Raw genomic sequence first — 23,173 nt, forward strand, 5'->3', positions numbered from 1 at the left:
CTCTTTTCATTCACTTACTTTGGTTCATCATGGCTCGCTGGCAAAATAATCGTGGCGGCCGTTCCGCCATGCTCCCCGCGCCTGTAGCTCATTCCGTACATGTTGCCGAAATGGAGCTGGATCCGCTGGTGGATGTTCCGTATGCCGTAGCCAGAAGCATGATCCGGCTTGTCGCTGCTTAGCAGCCGGTCCAGAGCGATATAATCCACTTCCTTATGACCGTTGTCCTCCACTTTTATCGTTACCCGCTCGCCCTCAACCACAGCGGATACATGGATTTCGCCATCCTCGCCCATGTACTTAACGCCATGTATAATGGCGTTTTCGATGAGCGGCTGCAGCGATATTTTGGGAATAAGAATGCCCCTCGCGGCATCCGGAATGCTCCACAGCACCTGAAACTCATATTTGTACCGCTTCTGCTGCAGGCTGACGTAGGCCGATGCGTGCTCCAGCTCCTCTTCGAGCGGAATTAGCTCCCGTCCCCGACTGAGGCCGATCTTCATGAGCTTCGACAAATCCTTAATCATTTCCGCCGATTCCGTATTGCCCTCAAGCGAGCTTTTCCAATAGATACTCTCAAGCGTGTTATAAAGCAGATGCGGGTTAATTTGTTGATAAAGCAGCTGCAGCTGCGATTCCTTCTGTTTAATATCCATATTGTATTTGTAGTGAATGAGCACATTCAGCCTGCGGGCCATGTCGTATAAAGCGGCGAACAGCACGCCAATCTCATCGTTCCGCCCTTTGCCGGGCGTCTCCGGCACGAGCTTGCCCGGCTCGTACGTATGCACGAATTGAGCAAGCTTCTGAAGCGGTGTCATGAGCGACCGCCAGAAATAGACCATGACGATGCAGCCGAACAAAATATACGCAATCGAAATGAGCTGAATGACATTCTTAAGCTCGCTCTGCTGCTTCAATAGCGAGCTGACCGGGATTTGATAGACGAGCTTGTGGCTCATGATGCGATTGTAGTTGACTACATATATGAACTCATCGGTCATAATGTCAAAGCTTCCCTCAGCCTCCATCGTATCCGCGATCGCCATCTCGGGCGGCAAATCGAGCTGCTCCCCCATCAGCTTGGAATCCGTCGCTGCCAGAACACGATTATCCCAGTCCGTGAACATAATTTTGCCGTCAGGCAAGGAGACCGAACGAAGCGACTCCGCGATCTTCATATCCATTTTGGTCGCTACCAGCACGCCTATGATACCGTTTCCAACTGTCACGTTATTGACTGCTCGAATATAGGCAAGCGTATTAATTCGCGAAAGGCCTACGTTCGTATAGATGATATCCATATAGCCTTTGCTCCTGAGATCCACCGCCCTGTCGAACCATTCGGGCTTATCTGCATCAGAGAAGAAATAGACGCCGGTCTGCATCAATTGGCGCTTCGGAGCGAAAAAGTAATAGTCATTCGGATCATAAATGTATAACGAATAATATACCGCTTCCCCGCCGTTTAACGGAATGGAGTTGCCCGCAAGAAGCTTATCGACCTTGTCGTATTTGCGTACCCGCTCAATAACGGGATCGCTCTCCAGCGGAATGAGCTGCTGCGTAATCGGGTTTTGAATGATTGTTGTCGTAATTTTGCTAATCGTATCCATATCGCGTTTAATGACCGTATAGTTTTGTTTGCTCAGCTCCACATACGCGCTCGTCACATGGTTTTTGAGCAAATGCTCTGCCTTCATGTTCCCGTACCAATGAAGCAGAAAAATCGGACTTACCATTAAAAGAAACAACAGAATCAACTGCTGCTTTACGTTCAGCTTCGTCATCGGATTGCTTAGACCCGTTCTCATGCTCGCACCTCCGGCTAATAATTGTACTATAGCAAAAATAACTGGCGAATCGTGTGGCTATTTCTACCCGTTTCGGCTGCTGCCGGAAGTACAATCGTAGAAATGCACATACTTTGCACTCAGATGCTCATTTACTCGCACAAGGTGAAACGGCTATCGCCGTCCTATGGCGGCGAGGCGCGTTTCATTCCTAGAAATATAGAGAATGTATAGCCTAAGGATATACTTTCCTATGTTTTAAGATGAAACGCCTGACGGCGTCCTTTCAATAGTCGCCATCGTTTCGACGAAACGTATAGAGAAAGGATGAGCAAGCTCATATCCTTTCCTATACGTCAAGCGTAAACAGCTGTCGTCGTCCTCTGTGGCAAAAGCAGTCGTTTCGCAGAGATATATAAGCGCATTTATATGTGAAACATATATTTTCCTATATATTAAAAAAAGCTGCTAATCAACGTAGGTTGGTTAGCAGCGCTTCGGAGTTTCTACTTTCAAGCAATGACGGACTTGATATGAATGTCCCGCTCCTGGCTAAGATCCAGAAAATAATCGGCGAGCTTAATTAACGGCGTCTCGATATTATGCGGGTTGAGATAAACGACTTCTCCGGCTCGGCCATCCGTCAGCATAACCTGTCTGCCTACCAGCCGCTTCATCATATTCTCGATAAACACGGATATAATCTGCGGGTTTAAAGCGCCGAACTTTCCTTTGCTCATTTGGCTGACAATCTCATGAAAAGACAGTGGCTCATGGTAAGGCCGCTTGGATGACATCGCATGAAAAATATCTGCAACCGATACGATGGAGCTGAATAAATCTATGTTTTCTTTCTTTAATCCGAGCGGATATCCGTTGCCGTCCTCGCGCTCATGATGCTGCAGCGCTACCCTGGCAATGCGCAAGCTTAAGCCGGTTGTACCTTTAAGCAGCTCGTATCCATATATCGTATGCTTCTTAATGAGTTGAAACTCCACCTCGTTGAGCTTGCCTGGCTTATTCAGAACCTCAAGCGGAAGCTTCACCTTCCCGACATCATGCAAGGTTGCTGCCAGCGAGAGGATCGACAGCTCCGAATCATCCAGATTCATCCATCTGCCTATAAGCGTCGATATGACCCCTACGCCCACATTATGCTGATAGACGTAATCATCCTTCGCTTTCACCGCTTCGAACAATTCGAATATATCCGGGTTTTTGGAAAGCTGCAAGATCGCAGGCAGCACCTCGTTGCGAATCTCCATTAACGGAACCTTGCGAGAAACGAGGATCGATTCGAACAGTTCCTTCGAAACGCTGACCGTCTGCTGGACGAGCTCGCCGATTTGTATCGTTGTTTCTAGTATTGGTTTATGATGTTCAGCAATAACAATAGAGTCTAGGTCTATCCGATGATTGACCATTAGCTGTAGGGATTCTCTCGTTAGGATAGCGTTAGCCGGTACTATCGTAACGCCATATGCGTTCAAAATATCTTGTTTCATTATTTTCCCGATTAACTGCTCCATTGCTACACTCCCCCGGACTTGGCGCTTCCAACATTTAGTTTACCATATCTATAACAGGAAGTAAGCGTTTATATGAGAAAAATGAAAGAAAGTGAAGAACGCACGCTACTCTTTTCCAGCGATACTCATCCACTTGTCAAGCAGCAGCTCTAGCCTCGCCTGATCCTGCTCCTGCAGCTCCCACAGCTCATTCAGCATCGCCGGATCGTTGGCAGCGGCAAGCTGCTCCAGCTCTTGGCTGACTGCCGCCATTTTCCGTTCCAGCTCTGCAATCGTACGCTCAAGCTCAAGGCTCTCTCGCTTTAGCCGATTCTCTGTTTCCTTAATCGCGATAGGCTTGCCCTCATTCCGATCCCTCGTCATGGGTGCTGCTGTCCTTCTATCCGAAGCTTGTTCTACCGGAATAGCCTGGTTCTTATGCAGCTTTTCTTTGCAATCGTCATAATTGCCAAGATGCACATGCAGTCGACCCGCGCTTAATTCCCATACCCGTTCTGCTATTCGGTTGATGAAATAACGGTCATGCGAAATCGCGAGAATCGTCCCCTGATATTGCTCCAAAGCCTCTTCCAGCGCCTCCCGTGAACGAATATCCAGATGGTTGGTCGGCTCGTCAAGCAGCAGCAGGTTCGGCTTTTTTAGAATAAGGAGCGCGAGGCGCAGACGTGACCATTCTCCTCCGGACAAGGCATGAAGCGGCTTAAATACATCGGTGCCATAGAACAGATAGCTGGCTAGTATATGCCTTGCTTCACCTTCCTCCAGCCTGCCCTCTGCTTTGAAATATTCAAGCACCGTCAGCTTCCGATTTTCTTCCTTTTCCTCCTGAGCCAAGTAGCCAATAGTCAGGCTTGCCCCCTGCATAAGCTCTCCGCTATCCGGCTTCTGCTGGCCGAGCAGCAGCTTGAACAAGGTCGTTTTTCCCGAGCCATTATCGCCCATCAGCACGACTTTCTCTCCATATAGCAAGCTTCCAGCCGCATTGTCCAGCAGCTTGCGCTCCCCGAATTGCTTCATCACCTTCTCGAAGGAAATGACTCTGCGTCCGGAACGGTCATGCTGAGAGAGCTCGAAGTCCGCTGTTTTCCGCTCTAGAATCGGCCGTTTAACCCGCTCCAGCTTCTCCAAGGCTTTGCGAATCGAAGCTGCCCGTTTGAAAAACTTTTCATTGGAGCCGATCCGTCCCCATTCCTCCAATTGCTTGATCGTCTCCTTCATCTTCTTGATCTGTTTTTGCTGCTCTTGATAGTGGGCGAACTGCTGAAGCAGCAGCTCCTCCTTCTCCTTCACGTAACCGGTATAGCCCGTGTGGAAAGTATGAGCCTCGCCGTCCTCCAGCTCTATCATTCGCGAGCATGCGGCATCCAGAAAATAACGGTCATGCGATACGATCATGCAGGTCCCTTCATACTGCATAAGAAATTGCTCCAACCACTCAATGCCCCGCAGGTCCAGATGGTTTGTTGGCTCATCGAGCAGCAGCAGAGAAGGTCGAACGATCAGCTGCGAAGCGAGTGAAATACGGGTTTTCTCTCCTCCGGACAGACTGCTGAACGCTCTAGCGTAGAGTGATCGCTCGATTTGCAGGCCGGTTGCGACTTGATCAACGGCTGCATCGAGCACATAGCCGCCGTCTCTCTCGAACCGCTCCTGCGTTTGCGCGTAATCGCTAAGCAAGCGCTCCATTGCTTCTGGATTCGAGATCACTTCGGGGTCCGACATAAGCTTCTCCATTTCGGACATTTGTTTTTTGCTGCTGATCAATTCTCTGCAGCCGTAAGTCAAAACCTCGTAAACGGTGAGCTTGTCGAAATCAGCTGGCACTTGCGGCAAATATCCGATCATGAGATCCTTCTTCACGGCCAGCATACCCTCATCCGTATGCTCGGCACCTGAGATCATTCGAAGCAGCGTTGATTTGCCGCTGCCATTGGCGCCGATTAGCCCAATCCGTTCTCCCTCGTGCACCTGAAGCGATAAGCCGTCGAATAGCAGATTAGCGCTGTAGTATTTTTTCACATTCTGTATATTAACAATGATCATGTAAAGAGCCTCCTAATGGATGAAGACCCTAGCTCCCCATTACCTTAAGCAACATCTCGGAACCGTTTCCGGCATAATAAGAAGAAACGCCTCACGGCGTTCTTTCTATAGACGCCATCGTTTCGTCGAAACGTATAGAGAAAGGATGAGCAAACTCATATCCTTTCCTATACGTCAAAAAGAGCCGCAGCAACAAGCCTGCGACCCTTCGGAATGTAAGCAATCCGTAGTGGTTAAAGTAGGCGTCTTCTCGCGAATGGTTTAATCGTTTGTGCATAATTGGACAGAGCTATCCCGTTCGCGGAAAATGCATGAACAATGCCAGCCATAGCAATCGGCAGCTGGCTAATACGGTTATTGACCATTTCGTGATTCACCTACTTCACCTCCCTTTTCGTTCAATTTCTAAAATAACATAAAAGGATCTGCTCGCGCAACCGCCTATTGCAAAATATGCTATCGGTTCGAGCTTAAATACTGATGCCAAAGCTCCGACTGTTCATCTGTCATTGCGCCTGTGATACTGGAGAAATCTACCTGCTGCGCAAATTGGTTTTTAAGCAGGTCAAACTGCGCGTATGAGCCCGTAAACCTGCTCAAGGCCGGAAGTCTCGCTGCCGCAAGCAGCTGGCCCACCTGCTCGCTTCCTTGCAGCTCTAAGCTGCGGAGGCTGCCAATCTCTGCAATTGCCGAGAAATCTGCTACAGACACTTGCTCCAGCTTCAAATGCTCCAGTGCCCCGCAGCCCTTCAGGAACCCGACGTCCGGCAGCGACACATTTTTCAAATGCAAGGACTTCAGACGGCCTAACCTTCCGATTGTATGAAGCTCCGGCAAGGCATCCGCTTCAATTCCTTCAATCGTCAACTCTTGCAGCTGCTTGACATGCTGCAGCGCTCGAAGCTGCTCTGCTTCGATGCCGGAAACGGAGAGTATGCGAAGCGCTCTCATCCGGCTAAGGGGAGAATAATCTCGCACGGCTGTTCCCTCAAGCTGCAGCTCCTTCAGCTTCGGAAGCTCTTCCAGAGGTGAAAGATCAACTACATTCGTCTTGGTGATATTCAGGAACTGCAAATGCTGAAGACTGGCAAGCGGTCTAATATTCGATACGGGGTTTCCTGCTAAGTAAAGCACCTTCACTTGCTTGCAACCGCGCAGCGGTTCGATATCACCAATATCATTTGCGGTCAGAACAAGCTCGCGCACTTCGGTGCAACGGCTAAGCGGAGCCGCGTCCGTTATGCCTTCACGGATCAGATAGAGCTGCTTTGCTTTGACGAATGCTTCGATTGAAGCCGCCTTCTTGTTCACGCGCACTCTCCAGTCCTCGCTCAGCGATTGCTCCCATGCCTCAAGCGGCGTCTGCGAAGGATCTGCTTGCTCTTGTGAATGATAGAGAGGCAGCTCGAAGGAGCGAATTGCATCAAAGAAATGACCGACTCCCTGCTCGCCATACATCCAATAGACATAATCCTCGTCGTTGTCTACCTTATAGTTGCCGGCCTTGACCGTGTCGCACATAAACCGAAGAAAATCCGCGAGACGGTGGGCAATCACATATTTCATTTCCTCATCCCGACCGAAATTAATGACCTGACCGCTGATCCCCTCAGCATCAGGGTCCACATCGATGCCAAGATGATTGCCTCCCCCATCCTCGGCGATCGGCAGCCATCCACGGTTGATATATTTCTCTTTGATCCATCCGGTAGGTATAGAGTAATGATTGCCCTCCTCCCCATAGTCCGCGTCTAAATCCGCCCAAACCTGCCACTCCGCTTCAAGCTCATCCAAGCTTAGAAAGCGAAGTCCAAAAAACAACCCGGCTCCCATTTGTTTCTCGCCGTTGAAGGCCAAATATAGCTGCCGAAGGTCATCTGGAAGCGTTAAGCCAAGACGCTGCTCAGCCTCAGCCAATTCCAGCGGGGTTGCAGGCGGATTCAAGGAATCGGTTAACGAAGGGAACTTTTCCTCCAATAAAGCTAAAAGCTCTTTCATATATGACGCAATCATCATCGTATTCCCCTTTCCCGATCAATAGAGTTAGTCGAAAAGATTCGTTCCTTCATCGCCTGATTCTAGCATTTGGAAATACAAAGCTTGTGAAACTGAATGTACCGAAAATAGCGGGCAGAAGCAAGTTTCACGAGTAAGAAAGAATCTTCATACATGCGTATGGAATGCAAAAAGCGGCGATCGTCTAGGACTTCTAATAGAGTCCAATACGATCGACGCCAATGCAATCTAGTACGCATCCATAGACACAATGCTTCACTTATTGTATATCATCAAGCAGCCGTATTGCATATCATCAAGCAGCCATTTACTCGTTCTCCGAGTCCTACCCTCCAACGATTTGTTGCATTGGGAAGTTTGAATGGCACCACATCTGCCTACGACATATATTTTTTTCCTTTTTATGCATAAAAGAAAGAAGTCTGCGCATCCTATCCCCAGATTGTCATAACCTAGGAGGATACGATGAAAAAAATCATCATGTTTGTTTGTTTGCTGCTTCTCACGCAAGCTGCAGGTGCAGCAGCGGCTATGTCCAACTCCGAGCCAACTGCCCTGCTTATCCCGATCATCAATGGCGAAGGAAAGCAGATCGGGTCGGCCCAGCTTGTACAAAAAGCGGATAAAGTGTTTGTACATATCGAAGCAGAGAAGCTTGCCCCCGGCAAACACGGCGTTCACTTTCATAGCGTCGGCAAATGCGATACGCCTGACTTCAAATCGGCTGGCGATCATTTCAATCCCGCAGGCAAGCAGCATGGCTTCAACAATCCTAAAGGCTATCACAACGGGGATCTTCCGAATATTGAAGTCGGCGCAAATGGCAAAGTCATTGCCGATATCGCCAGCGCGGACGTCACTTTGCTGAAAGATAAACCCAATTCCCTGATTAAGGATGGCGGAACGGCGTTGATCATTCACGAGAAAGCCGATGATTATACGACTGACCCATCAGGAAATTCAGGCAACCGCATAGCATGCGGGACAATTAGTTAAGCGAAGGAAATGGATGAAGGCGCGAAAAAGGAGAGAGCAGCGGCCGCTGCTCTCTCCTTTCATTTGATTATCTATTTCATCTCTGATCCATAATGCCAGCTTCTACTCCTACTCGGCGTATAAATGGATAAGGGGAAGTAAATACTTGGAACAACCTCTATGAGGCAAGGAGAGAATATACGAAAATGCAGGAAACGGAAAAAATTTCGGGAACCCAGCTCGGCTTTTTACTGATTACGTTTGTTATTTCCACGATCATCTTAACGGTTCCCGGAATCATGGTGATGTTCGGCATGCAAGATTCTTGGATATCGATTATTCCTGCATCCCTAACCGGCTTGCTAAGTATTTATGTGATGATTACGCTCTCCAAACGTTATCCCGGATTGACTCTGACACAATACGGATCCAAAATCGTCGGTAAATGGTTAGGTAGATTGCTAGGGATCAATTACATTTATTATTGGTTTGTATCGATCTCGACGATTATCATGCAGCATTCCGGATTTGTAAATACGCTTCTATTGCCAAAGAGCCCCCCGATCGTAGCGAGTCTGACATTCTTGATTTTATGCAGCATTGCCGTTATTGCGGGAATTGAGGTTATCGCGAGATGCAATGAATTTCTTACCGTCATCATTCTGTTTTTTTTGATCCCTCTATTGATTCTGTCGGCCGTGCAAGGAGACGCCAACCAACTAAAGCCTATTTTAGGTGAAGGCATGATCCCCGTATTGCAAGGTGCTGTGAGCCCAGCAGGCGGATTTATGAATCAGCTCTTTATACTCGGATGGCTCCTTCCTTACTTGAATCAACCTAAAAAGGCTCGCAAAGCTTCGTTAATTGCGCTTGCCAGTATTTCTGTGCTTATTATCACTGTTATTTTGCTAACGATTACCGTCCTCGGTCCGTTGACGGGCAAACTGACCTATTCCTTCTTAAGCGTAATCCAATATATCGGTATTGCCGGCTCTTTTGAACGCTTGGAAGCACTCGCTGTTTCCATTTGGGTGTTGGGATGCTTTGTTAAGGTATCGGTATCTTTGTTTATTTTATGCTTGTGCGTTAGCCATCTTTTCGGAATCCGAAATTACCGAGATATCGTATTGCCCGTAGCGCTGTTGTCTCTCATTGGCTCAGCATGGATATTTAAAAACGCATCGGAGCTTCTGAACTATCTCGCTTTTACTTTCCCGCTTTTGGCTTTTTTTAATCAAAGTCTTTTACCGTTGTCACTTCTATTGATCGATACCATAAAAAGAAAAATGCGCCAATCACTGCTTTAATAGCATTTTTCCGATAGGCTCCAATATCATTTTGGCTGGTTCCGTAAAGCTTGGCAGATCCATTCGAGCAAGCAATAGAGAACCCAATACAGCGGATACGCCCATTAAACTACCGTAAACCGCTGCTTCCTTATTTTTCTTCTGACTTACCAGGGCTTTGATGCGAATAACGGACCATACCGCCAAACCAAGTAAATACCCCGCTATTTCTATGATCATTTTATGGTCTCCTTTTCTTTCAATTGCAGAGGAGGACCTGCCATCCCAGCTCCGTTAATGCTTAGCCTCACATCGATCGAAATATCCAGCTCGGGATACTTGCTATCCCATTGATCCTTCAGCGCTTTCCACTGCTTCGGCTTATTTCGGTGTATTTCTTGTCCGAAACCGGTACTGTCTACTTGATATCGCTTTTGGATCTTGGTTAATGCTTTCCTGATTTGCAGCTCAACAGATTTCTCCAAAGCATGCTGTACAAGCAGAAGATTTTGAGGCCGGCTAATATCCAAACGGGTATTATTTTCGACAAAGCTTCCTTGCCCGTGCAGTTGAATGTTAACTTTGATGTTATCCCCGCTTACCTTCGACGTGATTTTTCGCTCTGCATGAGATAAAACGATTCCCACCGTCCCGCCACGATCAGGTAAAGCGGCGTTGATTCTGCCAAACTTCATTCGATCCGTAGCCCACATCAATCCGCTCGTTTCTGTATCGTCTAGAAAACCGATTAATTTTAAATCTTTGAAAACAGCCGTTCCGGTCAGATTGAATATTTTATTTTCATTTCCTTTTGTGGCCTCCGAAAAACGCTCAGGTTCTATGACTCCCATGACTGGGCTGATACCATCACTTGATGCTGCTATAAAAAAATCTCGCAAAGTAACGGCCAGGCCGCTTCCCGATACTTCCATCTCCTTCACTGCTTCGGTAGGTACTTGTTCAAAAGGATATTTCGTTAGGAGAACGTCCTGGCCTCTGCCGCCTTTTACAATCATGATATAGGTTTTCAATCGTTGACGCGGATCGTGACTGAAAACATCGAGAACATCATCAATCCCATGCCTGCCTAACAATTCGCCTATAAAAATAACGCTGCGATGCGCGGTGAATAACCTGCGGGAGCTTTTATTTTGTATGTTGTGAAAAGCCTCGTTGGCATTCTTTCCAGTGGCTGATAAGACAAAAAACTTATCCTGCTGGCCGCCCCCTCCGCCCCCAGTGCCGCCTTGACCGGATGAAGGGATGGCAATCTGTAACGATAATAAATATTCCCCCTCATCGGATAAATCGAATGCCGCGCCCAAAATAAACGCAAGGTCATTGATTTCCGTACGATCCCAACAGCCGCTTGTGATCAATAAGGTGAATAATAGCCCGATGCATAGAAATGGTCTCATATTCAAGTCCCTGTCCCTTTCTTCATCACTACGAGATGCCTAATTGTTCTCAGACGGCTGTTTCCCTTGGGATGGGCCTGGTTTCTGGCCTGCCGGCTCACGAACCGGATTGCTCATGCCCGTCGCATGCGGACGGCGTGTCTTAGCCCATATCGGCGCTCGGATGATGACGTCCTTCAAACCTGTAAGGGTAAGTGGGGCGACGGGCGTGAAATAGGGAACGCCAAATGAACGAAGCATTGCAACATGCAGCAGAATGCCCAGAAACCCAAGTACGATGCCATACAGTCCAAGCGTACCTGCCAAAAAAAGCATCGGAAACCGGAGCAGCCTTACTCCGTTCGCAAAGCTGTAACGCGGAATCGTAAATGCCGCAATCCCCGTAATCGACACGATGATGACGACCGGAGCAGATATGATTCCCGCTTCCACGGCAGCCTGTCCAATGACTAACGCACCTACAATGCTGACTGCCTGCCCGATTTGTTTCGGCAATCGAATCCCTGCTTCCCGCAATGCCTCAAATATGATTTCCATTAACAGGGCTTCAATTAGTGCCGGAAACGGAACAGCTTCTCTGGAGGACGCAAGGCTTAGGACGAGATTAGTCGGAATCATTTCCTGATGGAAGGTCGTGACCGCAACGTATAAGGGAGGAGCAAATATCGCGATGAACGTAAATAGAAATCTAACCCACCGTACAAATGTTGCGATGGGCCAGCGCACATAATAATCTTCGCTTGCCTGGAGCCCGGTCCAAAATGTCATCGGAGCAATTAATGCAAACGGGCTGGTATCCACTAGAATGGCTACTTTCCCTTCCAATAGCTCTGCAGCTACAACATCAGGCCGCTCCGTGCTGTGCAAGAGAGGAAAAGGAGAATAAGGACTATCCTCGATAAATTCTTCAATGTAGGCTGAATCAAGAATTCCGTCAATTTGAATGCGCGATACCCTTCTTCGAACTTCCTCAACGAGTGATTCGGAAGCTATGCCAACGATATACGTGAGGATGATTTCCGTTTGGGAAAGCTCCCCAATCGTAACGGATTCCATTTTCAGCCTCGATGATTTAAGCCTGCTCCGTATTAACCCTATATTTGTTGAAATATTCTCGATGAATCCATCTCTCGGGCCGCGAATAACGGGTTCAGAGGAAGGCTCCTCCAAGCTTCGCTGTTTATTGCCGTTAACCTTAACCATCATCGCATTGCTGTCCGCTCTCGTAAGAACGATCGCATGGCCTTTTAGCACATGACGAACAATGTCGGCTACGTTGGATGACAAATTCGTTGATGMTGCAGAGATGATCTGATCATCCAATTCCTCTGCTTGTGCGTCGAACTCTTTATGTTTTGTCGTATTGGAAATCAAAGGTTTCAATATATGATCGTCAATCATCTCTTCGTCAACTAAACTTTCGAGGAATATGACAAGCCACTGCGCTTGTTCAGCCATTCCAACTTTACGAAATACGATATCGGAGCTGTTGTGGAAAATACGTTTTAATATCAATTCATTTTGCTCCAGATCCAAAGTCAGCCTGAGGCTCTCTTCACCTTCAGAATGATAATCCTCCGGTATAGTTGGGTACTCAGGATTTTTATGCATCCATTTCCTAAACCTTTTCACTGATTAGACCTCCCCGCGAAAGAACGATATCTATATCTTCCCATTATTCGGAAATAATATGCTAACGCTTGTGATGGCCATAGTTTCAGTCAGCCGAATTAAGCTATTGATCAACTCGTATAAGCAAAAAAGCAACTGACCCTATGCACATAGGTTCAGCTGCTTCTTACAATAACCATTCACATCAATGGAGCTGCCGAACACTTTCTCCTCGGCTGAGGTTAACTTGCTAATTCATGTAACTTCATTTTCTTTACATTTAACCGATTCGCGCCGCTTCAAAACGAGTGCCAATGTTTGCTTGGATATTGCCGCCTACAACACCGCTAATCGTAAAGTGTACCCTCTATTATTCCAGCATTCGCTATTTGATAGAGTATTCAATTGATGGTGAAACAGACTGGTTAGTAGCCCGTAACCTGAAAAAGCAGCCGATACATGTTACTGAAGCCTATACGGAATCTATTCTTTCAATTGCTCCCAAGCCTGTTCGATATCCGCAACGAGCTCTCGCGGATCTTCGATGCCGACATATAATCTGACGATCGTGACCGGCTTGTTATCGACTTTCTCGTCGCTCATATGGCGATTGACCGTTACCAAGCTTTCGAATCCGCCCCAACTTACACCGATTTTGAAATACTTCAGCCGGTTTGCCCATTCCTTCATTCGTTCAGCGGACTCATTCGACAGAAAGGAGAACAAGCTGCTGGTCCCCGACATTTGGCGCTGTCCCAGTTCATGCTGCGGATGGGAGGAGAAGCCCGGATGGTTGACGCGGGTGACAAAGCTTAGCTTTGCGATATGCTCAGCCACATCAAGTCCGCTCTCTTCATGCCGTTGCATGCGCAGCGGCAGCGTCCGAATGCCTTTCGCTACGAGCGCGGCCGATTGCGGAGTCATAATGCCGCCAAGCAGCATATACTCATGATTCGCAATCCGGTCTACAAGCTCCTTCGAGCCCAGCACGACGCCGCCGATACAATCGCTGTGCCCGCCGATATATTTAGTGATGGAATGCACCACTAGATCAATTCCCAATGTGGTCGGGTTTTGAAAGCATGGTGTTGCCCAAGTATTGTCGATAATGGTTACGGCGCCTATGCTATGGGCAAGCTCCGCGCAATGCTTTAGGTCCTGCAGTTCAAAATACATCGTCGTAGGACTCTCCAAATAGAACAGCTTCGTATTGGGACGCACGGCACTTCGCCACTCTTCATTCGAGCTGCCGTCGATAAACGTGGTTTCCACGCCGAACCGGCTCAAATAAGAGCCGAGAAACTCCTTAGTAGGACCATATGCTTGATTGACGCAAATGACGTGGTCGCCTTGCGAAACTACGGACATAATGGCCGAGGAAATGGCAGCCATTCCCGATGCAAAACATTTGGCGGATTCGGCTTCTTCCAAATCCGCCAGTTTCATCTCCAAATAGTGAACCGTGGGGTTGTTCCCGCGCGAGTAGATGTGATGGTTTTGCTGCGCTTTCATCGCTTCGTCGAACTGTTCGTAGCTCGGAAAGGCAAACAGGCTGTTCTGATAAATCGGTACATGTATAGCGCCATGATGTCTAGCATCCAACGGATCGTAAGCTGCTTTGGTGAACTTATTCTCTAGTTTGCTCATCCTTTTTCTGCTCCTTGCGTCAAACCTTCCACAATGAATCGTTGTGCGAAAGCAAACAATAAAATGGTTGGAATAATCGATAATACCGCTCCAGCCGACATTGCGCCCCAATCCACGTCAAATTTCAGGATAAATGAGTTCATCGCTACCGGCAGTGTCTTAAGCGCGTCATTATCGATGAACATGACCGCCAGAAACAGCTCATTCCAGTTTTGAACGAAAGCGAATATAAATGTCGAAGCGATCCCCGGCAACATGACCGGAATAATGATTCTCACCAATGCCGTCCACCTCGAGCATCCGTCGATCATCGCTGCTTCTTCCAGACTCGACGGTATCCGCTCGAAGAAACCGCGCAGCATGATGGTAGAGAATGGGATGAGGCCAACGGTGTACATAAGAACGAGCGAAATCCGGTTATTGATTAACCCCATATTGCTCATCATCAAATATAGTGGAGCAAGGGCAACAAAGCCGGGAAGCATTTGCGTTGCAAAGAATGCAAGCATGATTTGCCTATGTCCCCGAAACTTAAAACGGGCGAGCACATAAGCGCTTAATATAGCGATAACGAGCACAATTATCGCCGAAGTAATGGCTACCAGCAAGCTGTTGCCGATATAAATGTGGAACTTTGATATTTTGAAAATATGAATGTAATTGTCCAGTGTGAGTCTTTCAGGCCAATATTTCAGCGGAAATGAGAAGATATCCTTTTGCGGCTTGAGCGATGTGATGACGATCCAATATAGTGGGAAAACCATGACCAGCAAATAAATGGCCAGATAAATGACTTTGGACACTCCAAATAGTCGCAGCTTCATTAGAAATCCCCCGCTTTCTCCGCCTTGGTGACTGATAGGAAGAAGATCGTGTAGAGCAGTAAAATAACGATCATAATGATTCCGATGGCAGAGGCCGCGCCGTAATCTCCTGCATAAATAATCTTATCCAGCATCAAGGAAGAGAGAATATGCGTACTGCCTGCAGGTCCCCCGTTCGTCAATCCGTATATTATCGTCGGATCGTTGAATATCCAAATCGCCCTTAATAGCGTGGTCGCAATGATCGTCGGCATAATATAAGGCAGCGTGACATTCCACAGCTTACGGAAGCTGCTTGCGCCATCCATAACCGCCGCTTCATAAAGCTCGGAAGGCACGGATTGCAAAGCTGCCAAAAGCATGATGGCGAAGAACGCTACACCATACCATACGTTGGCGATAATGACGGATGTCATCGCCCAATTCGGGTCCGACAGAAAGCCGATTCGCTCATGGATAATGCCTAATTGGAGCAAAATGTCGTTAATGACGCCGATCTGAGAGTTGAACATCCACTTCCATATCATCCCGATCAGGAAGCCGGACAACGCCCAGGAATAAAACACGAAGCCTTGGTAAACTCCCCGCCCCTTGAACGGCTTCTTGAGCAGAAGCGCAAGCGTAAACCCGAATAAAAATTGAAATATGAGCGAGAAGAATACCCAATAGGCGCTATTTTGCATAGCCATTAAAAATTTAGGGTCGTTAAAGGCATTTTTAAAGTTGCCCAGCCCGATGAAATGGACATTTCTCAAATCGAAAAGCTTATAATCCTGGAAAGCCATAACGATACCTTTAATGAACGGGTAATAGGTGAACGCCAGCACAAGCAGTAAGGCGGGAATCAACCCAGATAGAATAAACACCCTTTGTTTCTTCATTTCCGTACCGCCTTTCGTGGATAAAGTATGATGGGCGGCAACTATTTCGCCCCCCATCATTTCTACACCCCTTATTATTTTAATTTCGCTTTCTGATCAACCCAGTATTCGTCCCATTTCTTAAGCGTATCGTCAAGGCTTGAGCTGCCGAGCAGCAGCGATTGTCCAGATTCCATCGCAACTTGGCCCCATTGTGCGTTGCCTGGATATTGGAATGCAGGCTTGAAGTTCACGAATACATCCGGATTGTTCGACATATCAATAAGCGTTTTGTACGGACCGGTTTTGAAAAACTCGTCTTCCGTAGCATTGGAGTGGATCGGAATCAAACCGTAATCCTTGGAGAACGCCGTGTTTGCGTCAGGGCTTGAGAGGAATTCAATCAGCTTCCAAGCTTCTTCTTTATGCTCGGAATGGGTTGCGATTCCCCATCCGGCTCCGCCAGCTGCGAACAGTGCTTTGCCTGTCGGCCCAGTTACGAGTGGAGCCGTTGCCCAAGTGCCTTCTGTCATCTTCTCCTGCAAAGATTGGATAACGTCCGGATCCTGCAGAAGAATGCCGGTTACGCCTGAAGTGAATGCTTGTACTTGCTCTTGGAAGCCCCAGTTGATTGAATCCGGAGGCGAAGCGTCCTTGTAGAGCTTTAGGTAAAGCTCCATGCCTGCTTTCGCTTCAGGCGTGGAATAAACCGTTGCGCCGTCTTTCGTGAACATGGAATCGTCCAGGTTCACTTTGTCTCCGTTGTAAGCGAGAATGATAGCGTCCGTAGTACCCGTGGAGCCAGCGCCGCCGCGGAAAGAGAAACCGAAACGGTTTTTGGCAGGATCCGTTAATTTCTTCGAAACCTCATACAGTTCCTCCCAAGTTGTCGGTGGATTTAGGCCCGCCTCTTTCAACCAGTCTGAACGGTAGAACATTTGTCTTTCATAGAGACCGTTAGGTACAAAATACAGTTTGTCGCCTATCGAGCCGACCGACTTGGATACGGCGCTCACCGTTGCGAAATCGCTCCATTTGTCAGCGTAAGCGTTAAGCGGTTCGAGATACTCGTTATTCACATACTCGGCAACGTTCAAATCCCGTGCTTCCAGAACGTCAATCTGTTCGTTGGATGCGAGCATTGTTCTGATTTTATTGTCCGCCTGATCAAATGGCGGCGAGATAAATTCTACTTTAATGTTCGGATTGGCCTCCTCGAATTTGGTGACCATTGCTTGAATCAATTCGGTTCTCTTGGGACTTGTCAAACTTTCAATCATGCGAAGCGTGATCTTCTCGCCGTCAGTGTTTCCGCCCTCATCTTCGTTCTTACTGCCGCATCCCGCTAACAGACCGATCGTCAATACGGCGCATAACAGCGAAGCCAACACTTTTTTGCGCGTTCTCATCGATTAAAATCCCCCTTCAAATCACATGTATCACACAGTCATCCTGTCTGATAGGTAGATTATATTGAAAGCGCTTTATCTTGTCAACACATAATAAAGCGCTCCTTATTAAAAGCTTTTGATCTTTTCTTCGATGCAATCCATCATTTTGTTAAACTCCTCCAGCGCCCTTGCCGTATCATGGGCGGCAACAGCAACGAACATCGTGCGATGATAAGGATAAGTCTCGTCGAAAAGCTGTTTTTCCCCTAGCGGCTCATTGAAGAACTTCTCGTACAATCCAGAGAAGGAATCCATCACGGTCTCGAGAATCGGGTTGTGGGCGGCTTTGATTATATATCGGTGGAAAGCAAGATCGATCTGCGACGTATCCTTGCCGCTCTCCTTCAAAGCCTGGTACCGCTCAAGACATAGCTCCAATTCCTTGATTTGGGCCGACGTAATGTTTTTAGATGCCAGCTCCACCGCCTTGCCTTCCAGCGCTCTTCGAATGTCGAGCGTATTCAGCAAGTATTGGCGCTCCCGCTCGATTTTAACTTTCCCCGTAAAGCGGAATGTGTCCACATCCCGAACAAAAATGCCCTTGCCGTTTTCCACGCGAACGATATCAATGGCCTCCAAGTATCGTAGAGCTTCCCGCAGCGAGGAACGGCCGACGCCGAACATTTGCGTCATTTCCTCAACGGACGGAAGCTTGTCTCCTTCTTGAAGGTTTTTCTCCTGAATATAATTTTGAATTTCCTGGGATACCAATTCATGCACAAGTAATTTTTGAATTTTCGCCATAGCCTGCTTCCCACTCCTCACCTTACTACCTATCCGATAGGTTAACCTAAAAGTAAATCTTAATTTACTGTTCTAGGAATGTCAATTGAGGCAGCACGTAAACTGCTAAGTTGGAATGCTTTTTTCTCATTATCTGCAATAGTAAATTCGTTTTGAGAATTAACCGTCAGCCAAATATGGCTTAGATTTCGGTTTTTGCATAACTGCTCTGCTCAAGGAATGTTAACCCCACATTTCTATTTACAACTATATTGGTCGAATATTATATTTTATTGAACAGCCTGTTGGTCAAAAAAAAATCGCGAAGCCGGCTGCTTCGCGATTTTCTTGCCTATAACCGCTTCAGGAACGATACGATCGTCAGAAGCCCTTTATCGAAATTTTCTAGATTAAAATGTTCATTCGGCGCGTGCAAATTCTCGTCCGGAAGACCGAAGCCCATCATTACGACAGGAGCCGCCAGTTCGCGGGAGAAGGTTTCGACGATCGGAATCGAACCGCCGTCTTTCGTGAACAGCGCTCGCGTGCCGTAAACGTCTTCATAAGCATCCGCTGCCAGCTGCAGCATCCGGTCGGAAGGATCGATGTTGAAAGCGCGGGCCTTCTCGCCGTCTTTGACTTGCAGCTCCGCTCCGGGCTGAATATGTTTCTCCAAATGCTGTTTAATCTTGTCCAGCATGTCCTGCGGGTCTTGGTCTCCAACTAGGCGGCATGTGATCTTGGCATGCGCCTCCTTCGGAATGACCGTCTTGGTGCCTTCGCCCTGAAATCCGCCGTAAACGCCGTTCAGTTCAAGCGTAGGCCTCGCTCCAACGCGTTCCACAAAGGAGAAGCCTTCTTCGCCATACAGCGAATCAAGACCCAGACTTGCCTTCAATTGCTCTTCATCCAGCATCTGCTTGGCGAATTCTTCTCTCATAAGCGGCGAAAGCTCCGGCACGCCTTCATAGAATCCGTCGACGCTTACGCTGCCCCGATCATCGTGCAAAGTCGCAAGCAGCGAGACGAGGGCATGAAGCGCGTTGGGAACGCCTCCTCCGTATGATCCGGAATGCAAATCCGTATTCGCAGTGTTTACAGTGACCTCAAGCGAGCACAATCCCCGAAGTCCCGTGCTAATAGCTGGCTTGCCGGGCTCGAGCAGCGATGTGTCTGAAATCAGGATGACGTCAGTGGCTAACTTGTCCCGATTCGCCGTCAAGAAAGGAGGAAGGCTGCGGCTGGAAACTTCTTCTTCACCCTCGATGCATAACTTGATATTAACCGGAAGCTTCCCTTCCTGCTTCAATATGGCTTCTATCGCTTTGATATGTAGAAACACCTGGCCTTTATCATCCGTCGCGCCCCGGGCGTACAGCTTGCCGTCCCGGATGTCCGGCTCGAAGGGTTGCGTCGTCCACAAATGCAGCGGATCGACTGGCTGCACGTCATAATGACCGTATACAAGCACGGTTGGCTTACCAGGCGCATGAAGATGATCGGCATACACGATCGGATGCCCATCCGTTTGATGCACTTCCACGTTCTCGAGACCCGCGCGGGTGAGCGTGTCCGCAAGCCATTCGGCCGCTTTGTTCATATCCGCTTTATGCGCGGACAGGGCAGATATGCTCGGTATGGACAACCATTGCTTCAGCTCGTCCAACTGCTGTTCCCTTACGCTTTGAAAATAGACTTCATAACTCATCAGTGATTTAATCCTCCCATTCGATTTATATCCCTATCATATACCCCCGCCACGCAAATATACCTGAGAATCGGCGTTGATTGTTTGTGTGGAGGGAGATTTTGATGTAGCAAATTGAATGATAACCCACCCAAATCTCCACAAAAATGACTAGCTAAACCGCCGCTGCCTCAAACTCTCATAAAGCAATACGGTTGCCGCCATTGCAACGTTCAGCGATTCGGCTTGCCCCGTCATTGGAATAATGACCGCTTCATCCATAAGCTCGCGAACGGACTGCGATAATCCCTCTGATTCGCTCCCCATAAGCAGCCATGTTCCCTGCGTCCAGTCGTAGCCATAGCAGGTATGCTTCGCTTGCAAGCTAGTGCCGACAAGCTTCATGCCTTTTGCTTTCGCCTGCGGGAGAAGCTCCTTTAAGTCTGCTTCGATAATAGGCAAATGGAAAATCGAGCCCATCGTGGAACGTACGGTCTTCGGGTTATAGAGATCGACGCAGCCCTTCCCGAGTATGACCGCATCCGCGCCAACCGCGTCGGCACTGCGAATAATCGTGCCTGCATTGCCCGGATCGCGAACCCCGTCCAATACCACGACAAGGCCGCCTTTTCGGAATAACGCAGATTGATCCGCTGATAGCTTGGACAATATCGCGAATACGGGAGGCGGTGTATCCGTTCCCGTGCATTTTGACATGACTTGCCGTGAAGCCTGTACCCATTCGAGCCCGAGCGTTGCGGGAGAATCGTTCGTTTCCCGCTCCACTACAAGCTCTGCGGGAATGCCTCGCTCCGTATCATATACGATGGTCAGCACCTGCGCTTGTCCGTGAAGCGCCTCTAGAACGAGGTGAACCCCTTCAATTAGGAATTGCCCGCTCCGATCACGGTTTTTCTTGTCCAGCAGCGATGCCCACTGTTTAACCTTGTCATTCTGAACCGATGAGAGCAATGGATCGAAGTTTTCATTCATATTGTCATTAACCTTCCGAATATGCGATTTCTAAATTCGTTAAATCCGAGTTTTTTCCAACGATAACCAAAATATCGTCCTTATCGATTAGATCGTCCGCATAAGGAGCGATATTCATATGAGAGCCTTTTTTGATTGCCATGACGTTGCATTTATATTTAGCCCGAATATCAAGCTGCTTCAAGCTTTGTCCAATCATCGGAGCCGGAGCCTTAATCTCAATGATGCTGTAATCGTCCGAAATCTCAATATAATCGAGGATGTTCGGCGATACCAAATGATGGGCGACACGCAGCCCCATATCCCGCTCTGGGAATACGACCTTGTCTGCGCCTATTTTGTTGACGACCTTCCCATGAAGCTCATTCTGTGCCTTCACGATCAGTGTTTTTACGCCAAGGTCCTTTAGAATAAGCGTCGTTAAAATGCTGGATTGAATATCCTGCCCAATGGCAACGACAACAACGTCAAAATTCCGGATGCCAAGCGCACGAAGCGCTTCCTCGTCCGTTGAATCTGCGGATACCGCATGCGTTACCGTATTCACAACCTCTTGGATGCGCTGCTCATTCGAGTCGATCGCAAGCACCTCGAAGCCCATATCCGTCAGCGCTTTCGCGACGCTAGATCCGAAGCGCCCCATTCCAATTACCGCGTACTGCTTTTTAGCCATCTTACCAAATCCTCCTTGCCGGTTGATTGCTGCAGTTATCTTGACAGTATACCATAGCATGCTTCTTCGGATGAAAGCGGCAGGCGATGGACATAGTATATAAGTAAATTTGAATGCGCCAGGAGGTTATTAAGTATGGAAGTTATTGATTTGCGCCAAGCGATTGTGAGGCGCGTACAAGACAATTCCGCCAAGGAATTATCCGAGGTTATTGAAGACTCGATTGGAGCCGATGAGCGTGCATTGCCTGGGCTTGGGGTTCTGTTCGAAATGATTTGGCAGCAATCCTCTGAGCCGGATCAGGGTCGAATGGTCGATTCTCTCTACAAGCACCTTCATCACTCCGAGCATGCCAATCCGTCTCAATAACGTACGGATGAACGATATACGGATTGGCCTCCAATGATCGTATTCGTTACAAAGGGCAAGCCTTCATAATGATCAACAATAACAAAATCAGCCGCTTTGCCAACCTCGATGGAGCCAAGCTCACCGTCCACGCCCAGCGCTTGTGCCGGATGGAGAGATGCCATTCTTACTGCGGCTGGCAAAGCGGCAACTTCCTGCTCCGCAAGCTTGAATACAGCGGCAAGCATGGATGAGGGATGATAATCCGAGCATAAAATGTCTGCAGCACCTGCTGCTATCGCATCCACTGCCTTCAGATTTTTGTCATGAGACGCTCCTCTAACTACGTTAGGAGCGCCAACGCACACACGCAATCCACGCGCTGTGGCAAATTTCGCCGTTTCAAGATTGATTGGAAACTCACAGACAGACACACCGTGATGGATGGACTGTTCTACCTTCTCCTCCGTATCGTCATCATGTGAAGCAATTGCAATGCCTTGTACGGCGGCCAGTCGGCTGAGTTCCTGCAATTGCGAGGCGTTAACCTGCTCTCTTCGATGAATTAAATCATCCACGATGACACGTACTTCCTCTTGGCTTACGCCTTGATTCTTCATGACATACCGCTCAAAAGAGCCAGGCTCCCTATATTGTCCCTGACCGGGCGAGTGATCCATAAACGATAAATAATCGATTGCTTTCTCTTTTAGAAATCGTTCGACAATCGGCATGCCAGCCATATGCGAAACCTCAAACCGCAGATGAATACGGTTGCGGATGACTGAGCGCTTAGCGCGGTAGTCATTAATATGCTCCACCATTCCCGTAAGCAAATGATCGCCGCGCAGGCTCAGCCCAACGCCGAGCGAAAGTGAGTGATACATCGTTGTAATGCCATGCACGGGCAGTTTTCTTTCGAACTCCAGCAATGCCATATTAAGCGGGAACAATGTATTAGGCCGCGGCTGCACTTCCTTTTCGATCGCGTCGCAATGAATATCGATTAATCCGGGCAGTACATATTTCCCTTCCGCATCCAATATGACGGCGTTGCTATGCTGTCGAAGCCAGCTGTCAATAGCCTCTTCGCCTTGCAGCAACCTATCAATTCTCCCTCCTACAACCGCTACGGCTGTATCGACGACTTGATCTGGCAATACCACTTTTCCATTTGTAACGAGCAGTGGCTTTATATGGGCAAGCAAGCGATCTTCCATCGGCCAGTCGTCTCCTTATCCTATCGTTATACCCTCAAGCTTACCATATTTCGACTATTCCATTCACTCGTTT

20 protein-coding genes are annotated in these 23,173 nt (G+C 48.1%); 3 read left to right on the top strand and 17 right to left on the bottom strand.

Annotation, left to right across the window (positions count from 1 at the left end; translation table 11 throughout):
* Positions 1-14 precede the first annotated feature (14 nt).
* The 5 genes from AB4Z29_RS02295 to AB4Z29_RS02315 all read right to left on the bottom strand — a co-directional run bounded on the left by AB4Z29_RS02295 (position 15) and on the right by AB4Z29_RS02315 (position 7,384).
* A complete protein-coding gene (locus AB4Z29_RS02295; protein WP_441941519.1) occupies positions 15-1,817 on the bottom strand; it encodes a sensor histidine kinase in 1,803 nt (600 codons plus the stop codon).
* A gap of 491 nt (positions 1,818-2,308) precedes the next feature.
* Positions 2,309-3,325, bottom strand: coding sequence for an HD-GYP domain-containing protein (locus AB4Z29_RS02300; RefSeq protein ID WP_441941520.1), 1,017 nt, complete (start codon positions 3,323-3,325; stop codon positions 2,309-2,311).
* A gap of 105 nt (positions 3,326-3,430) precedes the next feature.
* On the bottom strand, positions 3,431-5,368 hold the full coding sequence (gene abc-f / locus AB4Z29_RS02305) for a ribosomal protection-like ABC-F family protein (protein ID WP_441941521.1): 1,938 nt from the start codon (positions 5,366-5,368) through the stop codon (positions 3,431-3,433).
* Positions 5,369-5,601: 233 nt separating this feature from the next.
* Positions 5,602-5,745, bottom strand: coding sequence for an RAxF-45 family protein (locus AB4Z29_RS02310; protein WP_441941522.1), 144 nt, complete (start codon positions 5,743-5,745; stop codon positions 5,602-5,604).
* Between the two features lie 79 nt (positions 5,746-5,824).
* A complete protein-coding gene (locus AB4Z29_RS02315) occupies positions 5,825-7,384 on the bottom strand; it encodes an SMI1/KNR4 family protein (RefSeq protein WP_441941523.1) in 1,560 nt (519 codons plus the stop codon).
* 465 nt (positions 7,385-7,849) lie between these two features.
* On the opposite strand from AB4Z29_RS02315, the gene AB4Z29_RS02320 reads away from it, so the two are divergent.
* A complete protein-coding gene (locus tag AB4Z29_RS02320; protein ID WP_441941524.1) occupies positions 7,850-8,380 on the top strand; it encodes a superoxide dismutase family protein in 531 nt (176 codons plus the stop codon).
* 185 nt (positions 8,381-8,565) lie between these two features.
* Positions 8,566-9,666, top strand: coding sequence for a GerAB/ArcD/ProY family transporter (locus tag AB4Z29_RS02325; protein ID WP_441941525.1), 1,101 nt, complete (start codon positions 8,566-8,568; stop codon positions 9,664-9,666).
* Here AB4Z29_RS02325 and AB4Z29_RS02330 read toward each other — a convergent pair.
* From AB4Z29_RS02330 to AB4Z29_RS02380, 11 genes are all read right to left on the bottom strand, one after another.
* On the bottom strand, positions 9,655-9,885 hold the full coding sequence (locus AB4Z29_RS02330; RefSeq protein WP_441941526.1) for a hypothetical protein: 231 nt from the start codon (positions 9,883-9,885) through the stop codon (positions 9,655-9,657). The genes AB4Z29_RS02325 and AB4Z29_RS02330 overlap by 12 nt on opposite strands.
* Positions 9,882-11,063: a Ger(x)C family spore germination protein gene (locus tag AB4Z29_RS02335; RefSeq protein WP_441941590.1), complete on the bottom strand. Its 1,182-nt coding sequence runs from the start codon at positions 11,061-11,063 to the stop codon at positions 9,882-9,884. The genes AB4Z29_RS02330 and AB4Z29_RS02335 overlap by 4 nt, the downstream gene beginning before the upstream one ends.
* A 39-nt stretch (positions 11,064-11,102) precedes the next feature.
* On the bottom strand, positions 11,103-12,695 hold the full coding sequence (locus AB4Z29_RS02340) for a spore germination protein (RefSeq protein ID WP_441941527.1): 1,593 nt from the start codon (positions 12,693-12,695) through the stop codon (positions 11,103-11,105).
* 462 nt (positions 12,696-13,157) lie between these two features.
* Positions 13,158-14,321: a trans-sulfuration enzyme family protein gene (locus AB4Z29_RS02345; RefSeq protein ID WP_441941528.1), complete on the bottom strand. Its 1,164-nt coding sequence runs from the start codon at positions 14,319-14,321 to the stop codon at positions 13,158-13,160.
* Entirely contained in the window at positions 14,318-15,145 is an 828-nt protein-coding gene (locus AB4Z29_RS02350; protein ID WP_441941529.1) for a carbohydrate ABC transporter permease, read from the bottom strand. The genes AB4Z29_RS02345 and AB4Z29_RS02350 overlap by 4 nt, the downstream gene beginning before the upstream one ends.
* Positions 15,145-16,026 (bottom strand): carbohydrate ABC transporter permease, encoded by an 882-nt coding sequence (locus tag AB4Z29_RS02355; protein ID WP_441941530.1) that lies wholly within the window; start codon positions 16,024-16,026, stop codon positions 15,145-15,147. Before AB4Z29_RS02355 ends, AB4Z29_RS02350 begins: the two co-directional genes overlap by 1 nt.
* A 74-nt stretch (positions 16,027-16,100) precedes the next feature.
* Positions 16,101-17,414 carry an ABC transporter substrate-binding protein gene (locus AB4Z29_RS02360; protein WP_441941531.1) on the bottom strand — a complete coding sequence of 438 codons (1,314 nt, stop codon included), beginning with the start codon at positions 17,412-17,414 and terminating at the stop codon, positions 16,101-16,103.
* Between the two features lie 108 nt (positions 17,415-17,522).
* Entirely contained in the window at positions 17,523-18,200 is a 678-nt protein-coding gene (locus AB4Z29_RS02365; protein WP_441941532.1) for a FadR/GntR family transcriptional regulator, read from the bottom strand.
* Positions 18,201-18,531: 331 nt separating this feature from the next.
* The gene (locus AB4Z29_RS02370; RefSeq protein WP_441941533.1) at positions 18,532-19,887 is read right to left on the bottom strand and encodes a dipeptidase; all 1,356 of its coding nucleotides are present in this window, start codon (positions 19,885-19,887) and stop codon (positions 18,532-18,534) included.
* Positions 19,888-20,037: 150 nt separating this feature from the next.
* Positions 20,038-20,859, bottom strand: a complete 822-nt coding sequence (locus AB4Z29_RS02375; RefSeq protein WP_441941534.1) for a TrmH family RNA methyltransferase — start codon at positions 20,857-20,859, stop codon at positions 20,038-20,040.
* A gap of 7 nt (positions 20,860-20,866) precedes the next feature.
* Entirely contained in the window at positions 20,867-21,532 is a 666-nt protein-coding gene (locus AB4Z29_RS02380) for a potassium channel family protein (RefSeq protein ID WP_183568957.1), read from the bottom strand.
* 135 nt (positions 21,533-21,667) lie between these two features.
* Here AB4Z29_RS02380 and sspI point away from each other — a divergent pair, with 135 nt between their 5' ends.
* Positions 21,668-21,901, top strand: coding sequence for a small acid-soluble spore protein SspI (sspI, locus tag AB4Z29_RS02385; RefSeq protein ID WP_183568956.1), 234 nt, complete (start codon positions 21,668-21,670; stop codon positions 21,899-21,901).
* Here the strand turns inward: sspI and AB4Z29_RS02390 are convergent.
* A complete protein-coding gene (locus AB4Z29_RS02390) occupies positions 21,895-23,100 on the bottom strand; it encodes an alpha-D-ribose 1-methylphosphonate 5-triphosphate diphosphatase (RefSeq protein WP_441941535.1) in 1,206 nt (401 codons plus the stop codon). The two genes, sspI and AB4Z29_RS02390, sit on opposite strands and share 7 nt — an antisense overlap.
* Positions 23,101-23,173: the final 73 nt, after the last annotated feature.

The sequence above is a fragment of the Paenibacillus sp. 2TAB23 genome, from assembly GCF_052115165.1.
Taxonomy (GTDB): domain Bacteria; phylum Bacillota; class Bacilli; order Paenibacillales; family Paenibacillaceae; genus Pristimantibacillus.

What these genes read in the sequence shown, in the direction of transcription:
- AB4Z29_RS02295 (WP_441941519.1), bottom strand. Translation starts at nt 1,817, where the DNA reads ATGAGAACGGGTCTAAGCAATCCGATGACGAAGCTGAACGTAAAGCAG.
- AB4Z29_RS02300 (WP_441941520.1), bottom strand. Translation starts at nt 3,325, where the DNA reads ATGGAGCAGTTAATCGGGAAAATAATGAAACAAGATATTTTGAACGCA.
- abc-f (WP_441941521.1), bottom strand. Translation starts at nt 5,368, where the DNA reads ATGATCATTGTTAATATACAGAATGTGAAAAAATACTACAGCGCTAAT.
- AB4Z29_RS02315 (WP_441941523.1), bottom strand. Translation starts at nt 7,384, where the DNA reads ATGATGATTGCGTCATATATGAAAGAGCTTTTAGCTTTATTGGAGGAA.
- AB4Z29_RS02320 (WP_441941524.1), top strand. Translation starts at nt 7,850, where the DNA reads ATGAAAAAAATCATCATGTTTGTTTGTTTGCTGCTTCTCACGCAAGCT.
- AB4Z29_RS02325 (WP_441941525.1), top strand. Translation starts at nt 8,566, where the DNA reads ATGCAGGAAACGGAAAAAATTTCGGGAACCCAGCTCGGCTTTTTACTG.
- AB4Z29_RS02330 (WP_441941526.1), bottom strand. Translation starts at nt 9,885, where the DNA reads ATGATCATAGAAATAGCGGGGTATTTACTTGGTTTGGCGGTATGGTCC.
- AB4Z29_RS02335 (WP_441941590.1), bottom strand. Translation starts at nt 11,063, where the DNA reads ATGAGACCATTTCTATGCATCGGGCTATTATTCACCTTATTGATCACA.
- AB4Z29_RS02345 (WP_441941528.1), bottom strand. Translation starts at nt 14,321, where the DNA reads ATGAGCAAACTAGAGAATAAGTTCACCAAAGCAGCTTACGATCCGTTG.
- AB4Z29_RS02350 (WP_441941529.1), bottom strand. Translation starts at nt 15,145, where the DNA reads ATGAAGCTGCGACTATTTGGAGTGTCCAAAGTCATTTATCTGGCCATT.
- AB4Z29_RS02355 (WP_441941530.1), bottom strand. Translation starts at nt 16,026, where the DNA reads ATGAAGAAACAAAGGGTGTTTATTCTATCTGGGTTGATTCCCGCCTTA.
- AB4Z29_RS02360 (WP_441941531.1), bottom strand. Translation starts at nt 17,414, where the DNA reads ATGAGAACGCGCAAAAAAGTGTTGGCTTCGCTGTTATGCGCCGTATTG.
- AB4Z29_RS02365 (WP_441941532.1), bottom strand. Translation starts at nt 18,200, where the DNA reads ATGGCGAAAATTCAAAAATTACTTGTGCATGAATTGGTATCCCAGGAA.
- AB4Z29_RS02370 (WP_441941533.1), bottom strand. Translation starts at nt 19,887, where the DNA reads ATGAGTTATGAAGTCTATTTTCAAAGCGTAAGGGAACAGCAGTTGGAC.
- AB4Z29_RS02375 (WP_441941534.1), bottom strand. Translation starts at nt 20,859, where the DNA reads ATGAATGAAAACTTCGATCCATTGCTCTCATCGGTTCAGAATGACAAG.
- AB4Z29_RS02380 (WP_183568957.1), bottom strand. Translation starts at nt 21,532, where the DNA reads ATGGCTAAAAAGCAGTACGCGGTAATTGGAATGGGGCGCTTCGGATCT.
- sspI (WP_183568956.1), top strand. Translation starts at nt 21,668, where the DNA reads ATGGAAGTTATTGATTTGCGCCAAGCGATTGTGAGGCGCGTACAAGAC.
- AB4Z29_RS02390 (WP_441941535.1), bottom strand. Translation starts at nt 23,100, where the DNA reads ATGGAAGATCGCTTGCTTGCCCATATAAAGCCACTGCTCGTTACAAAT.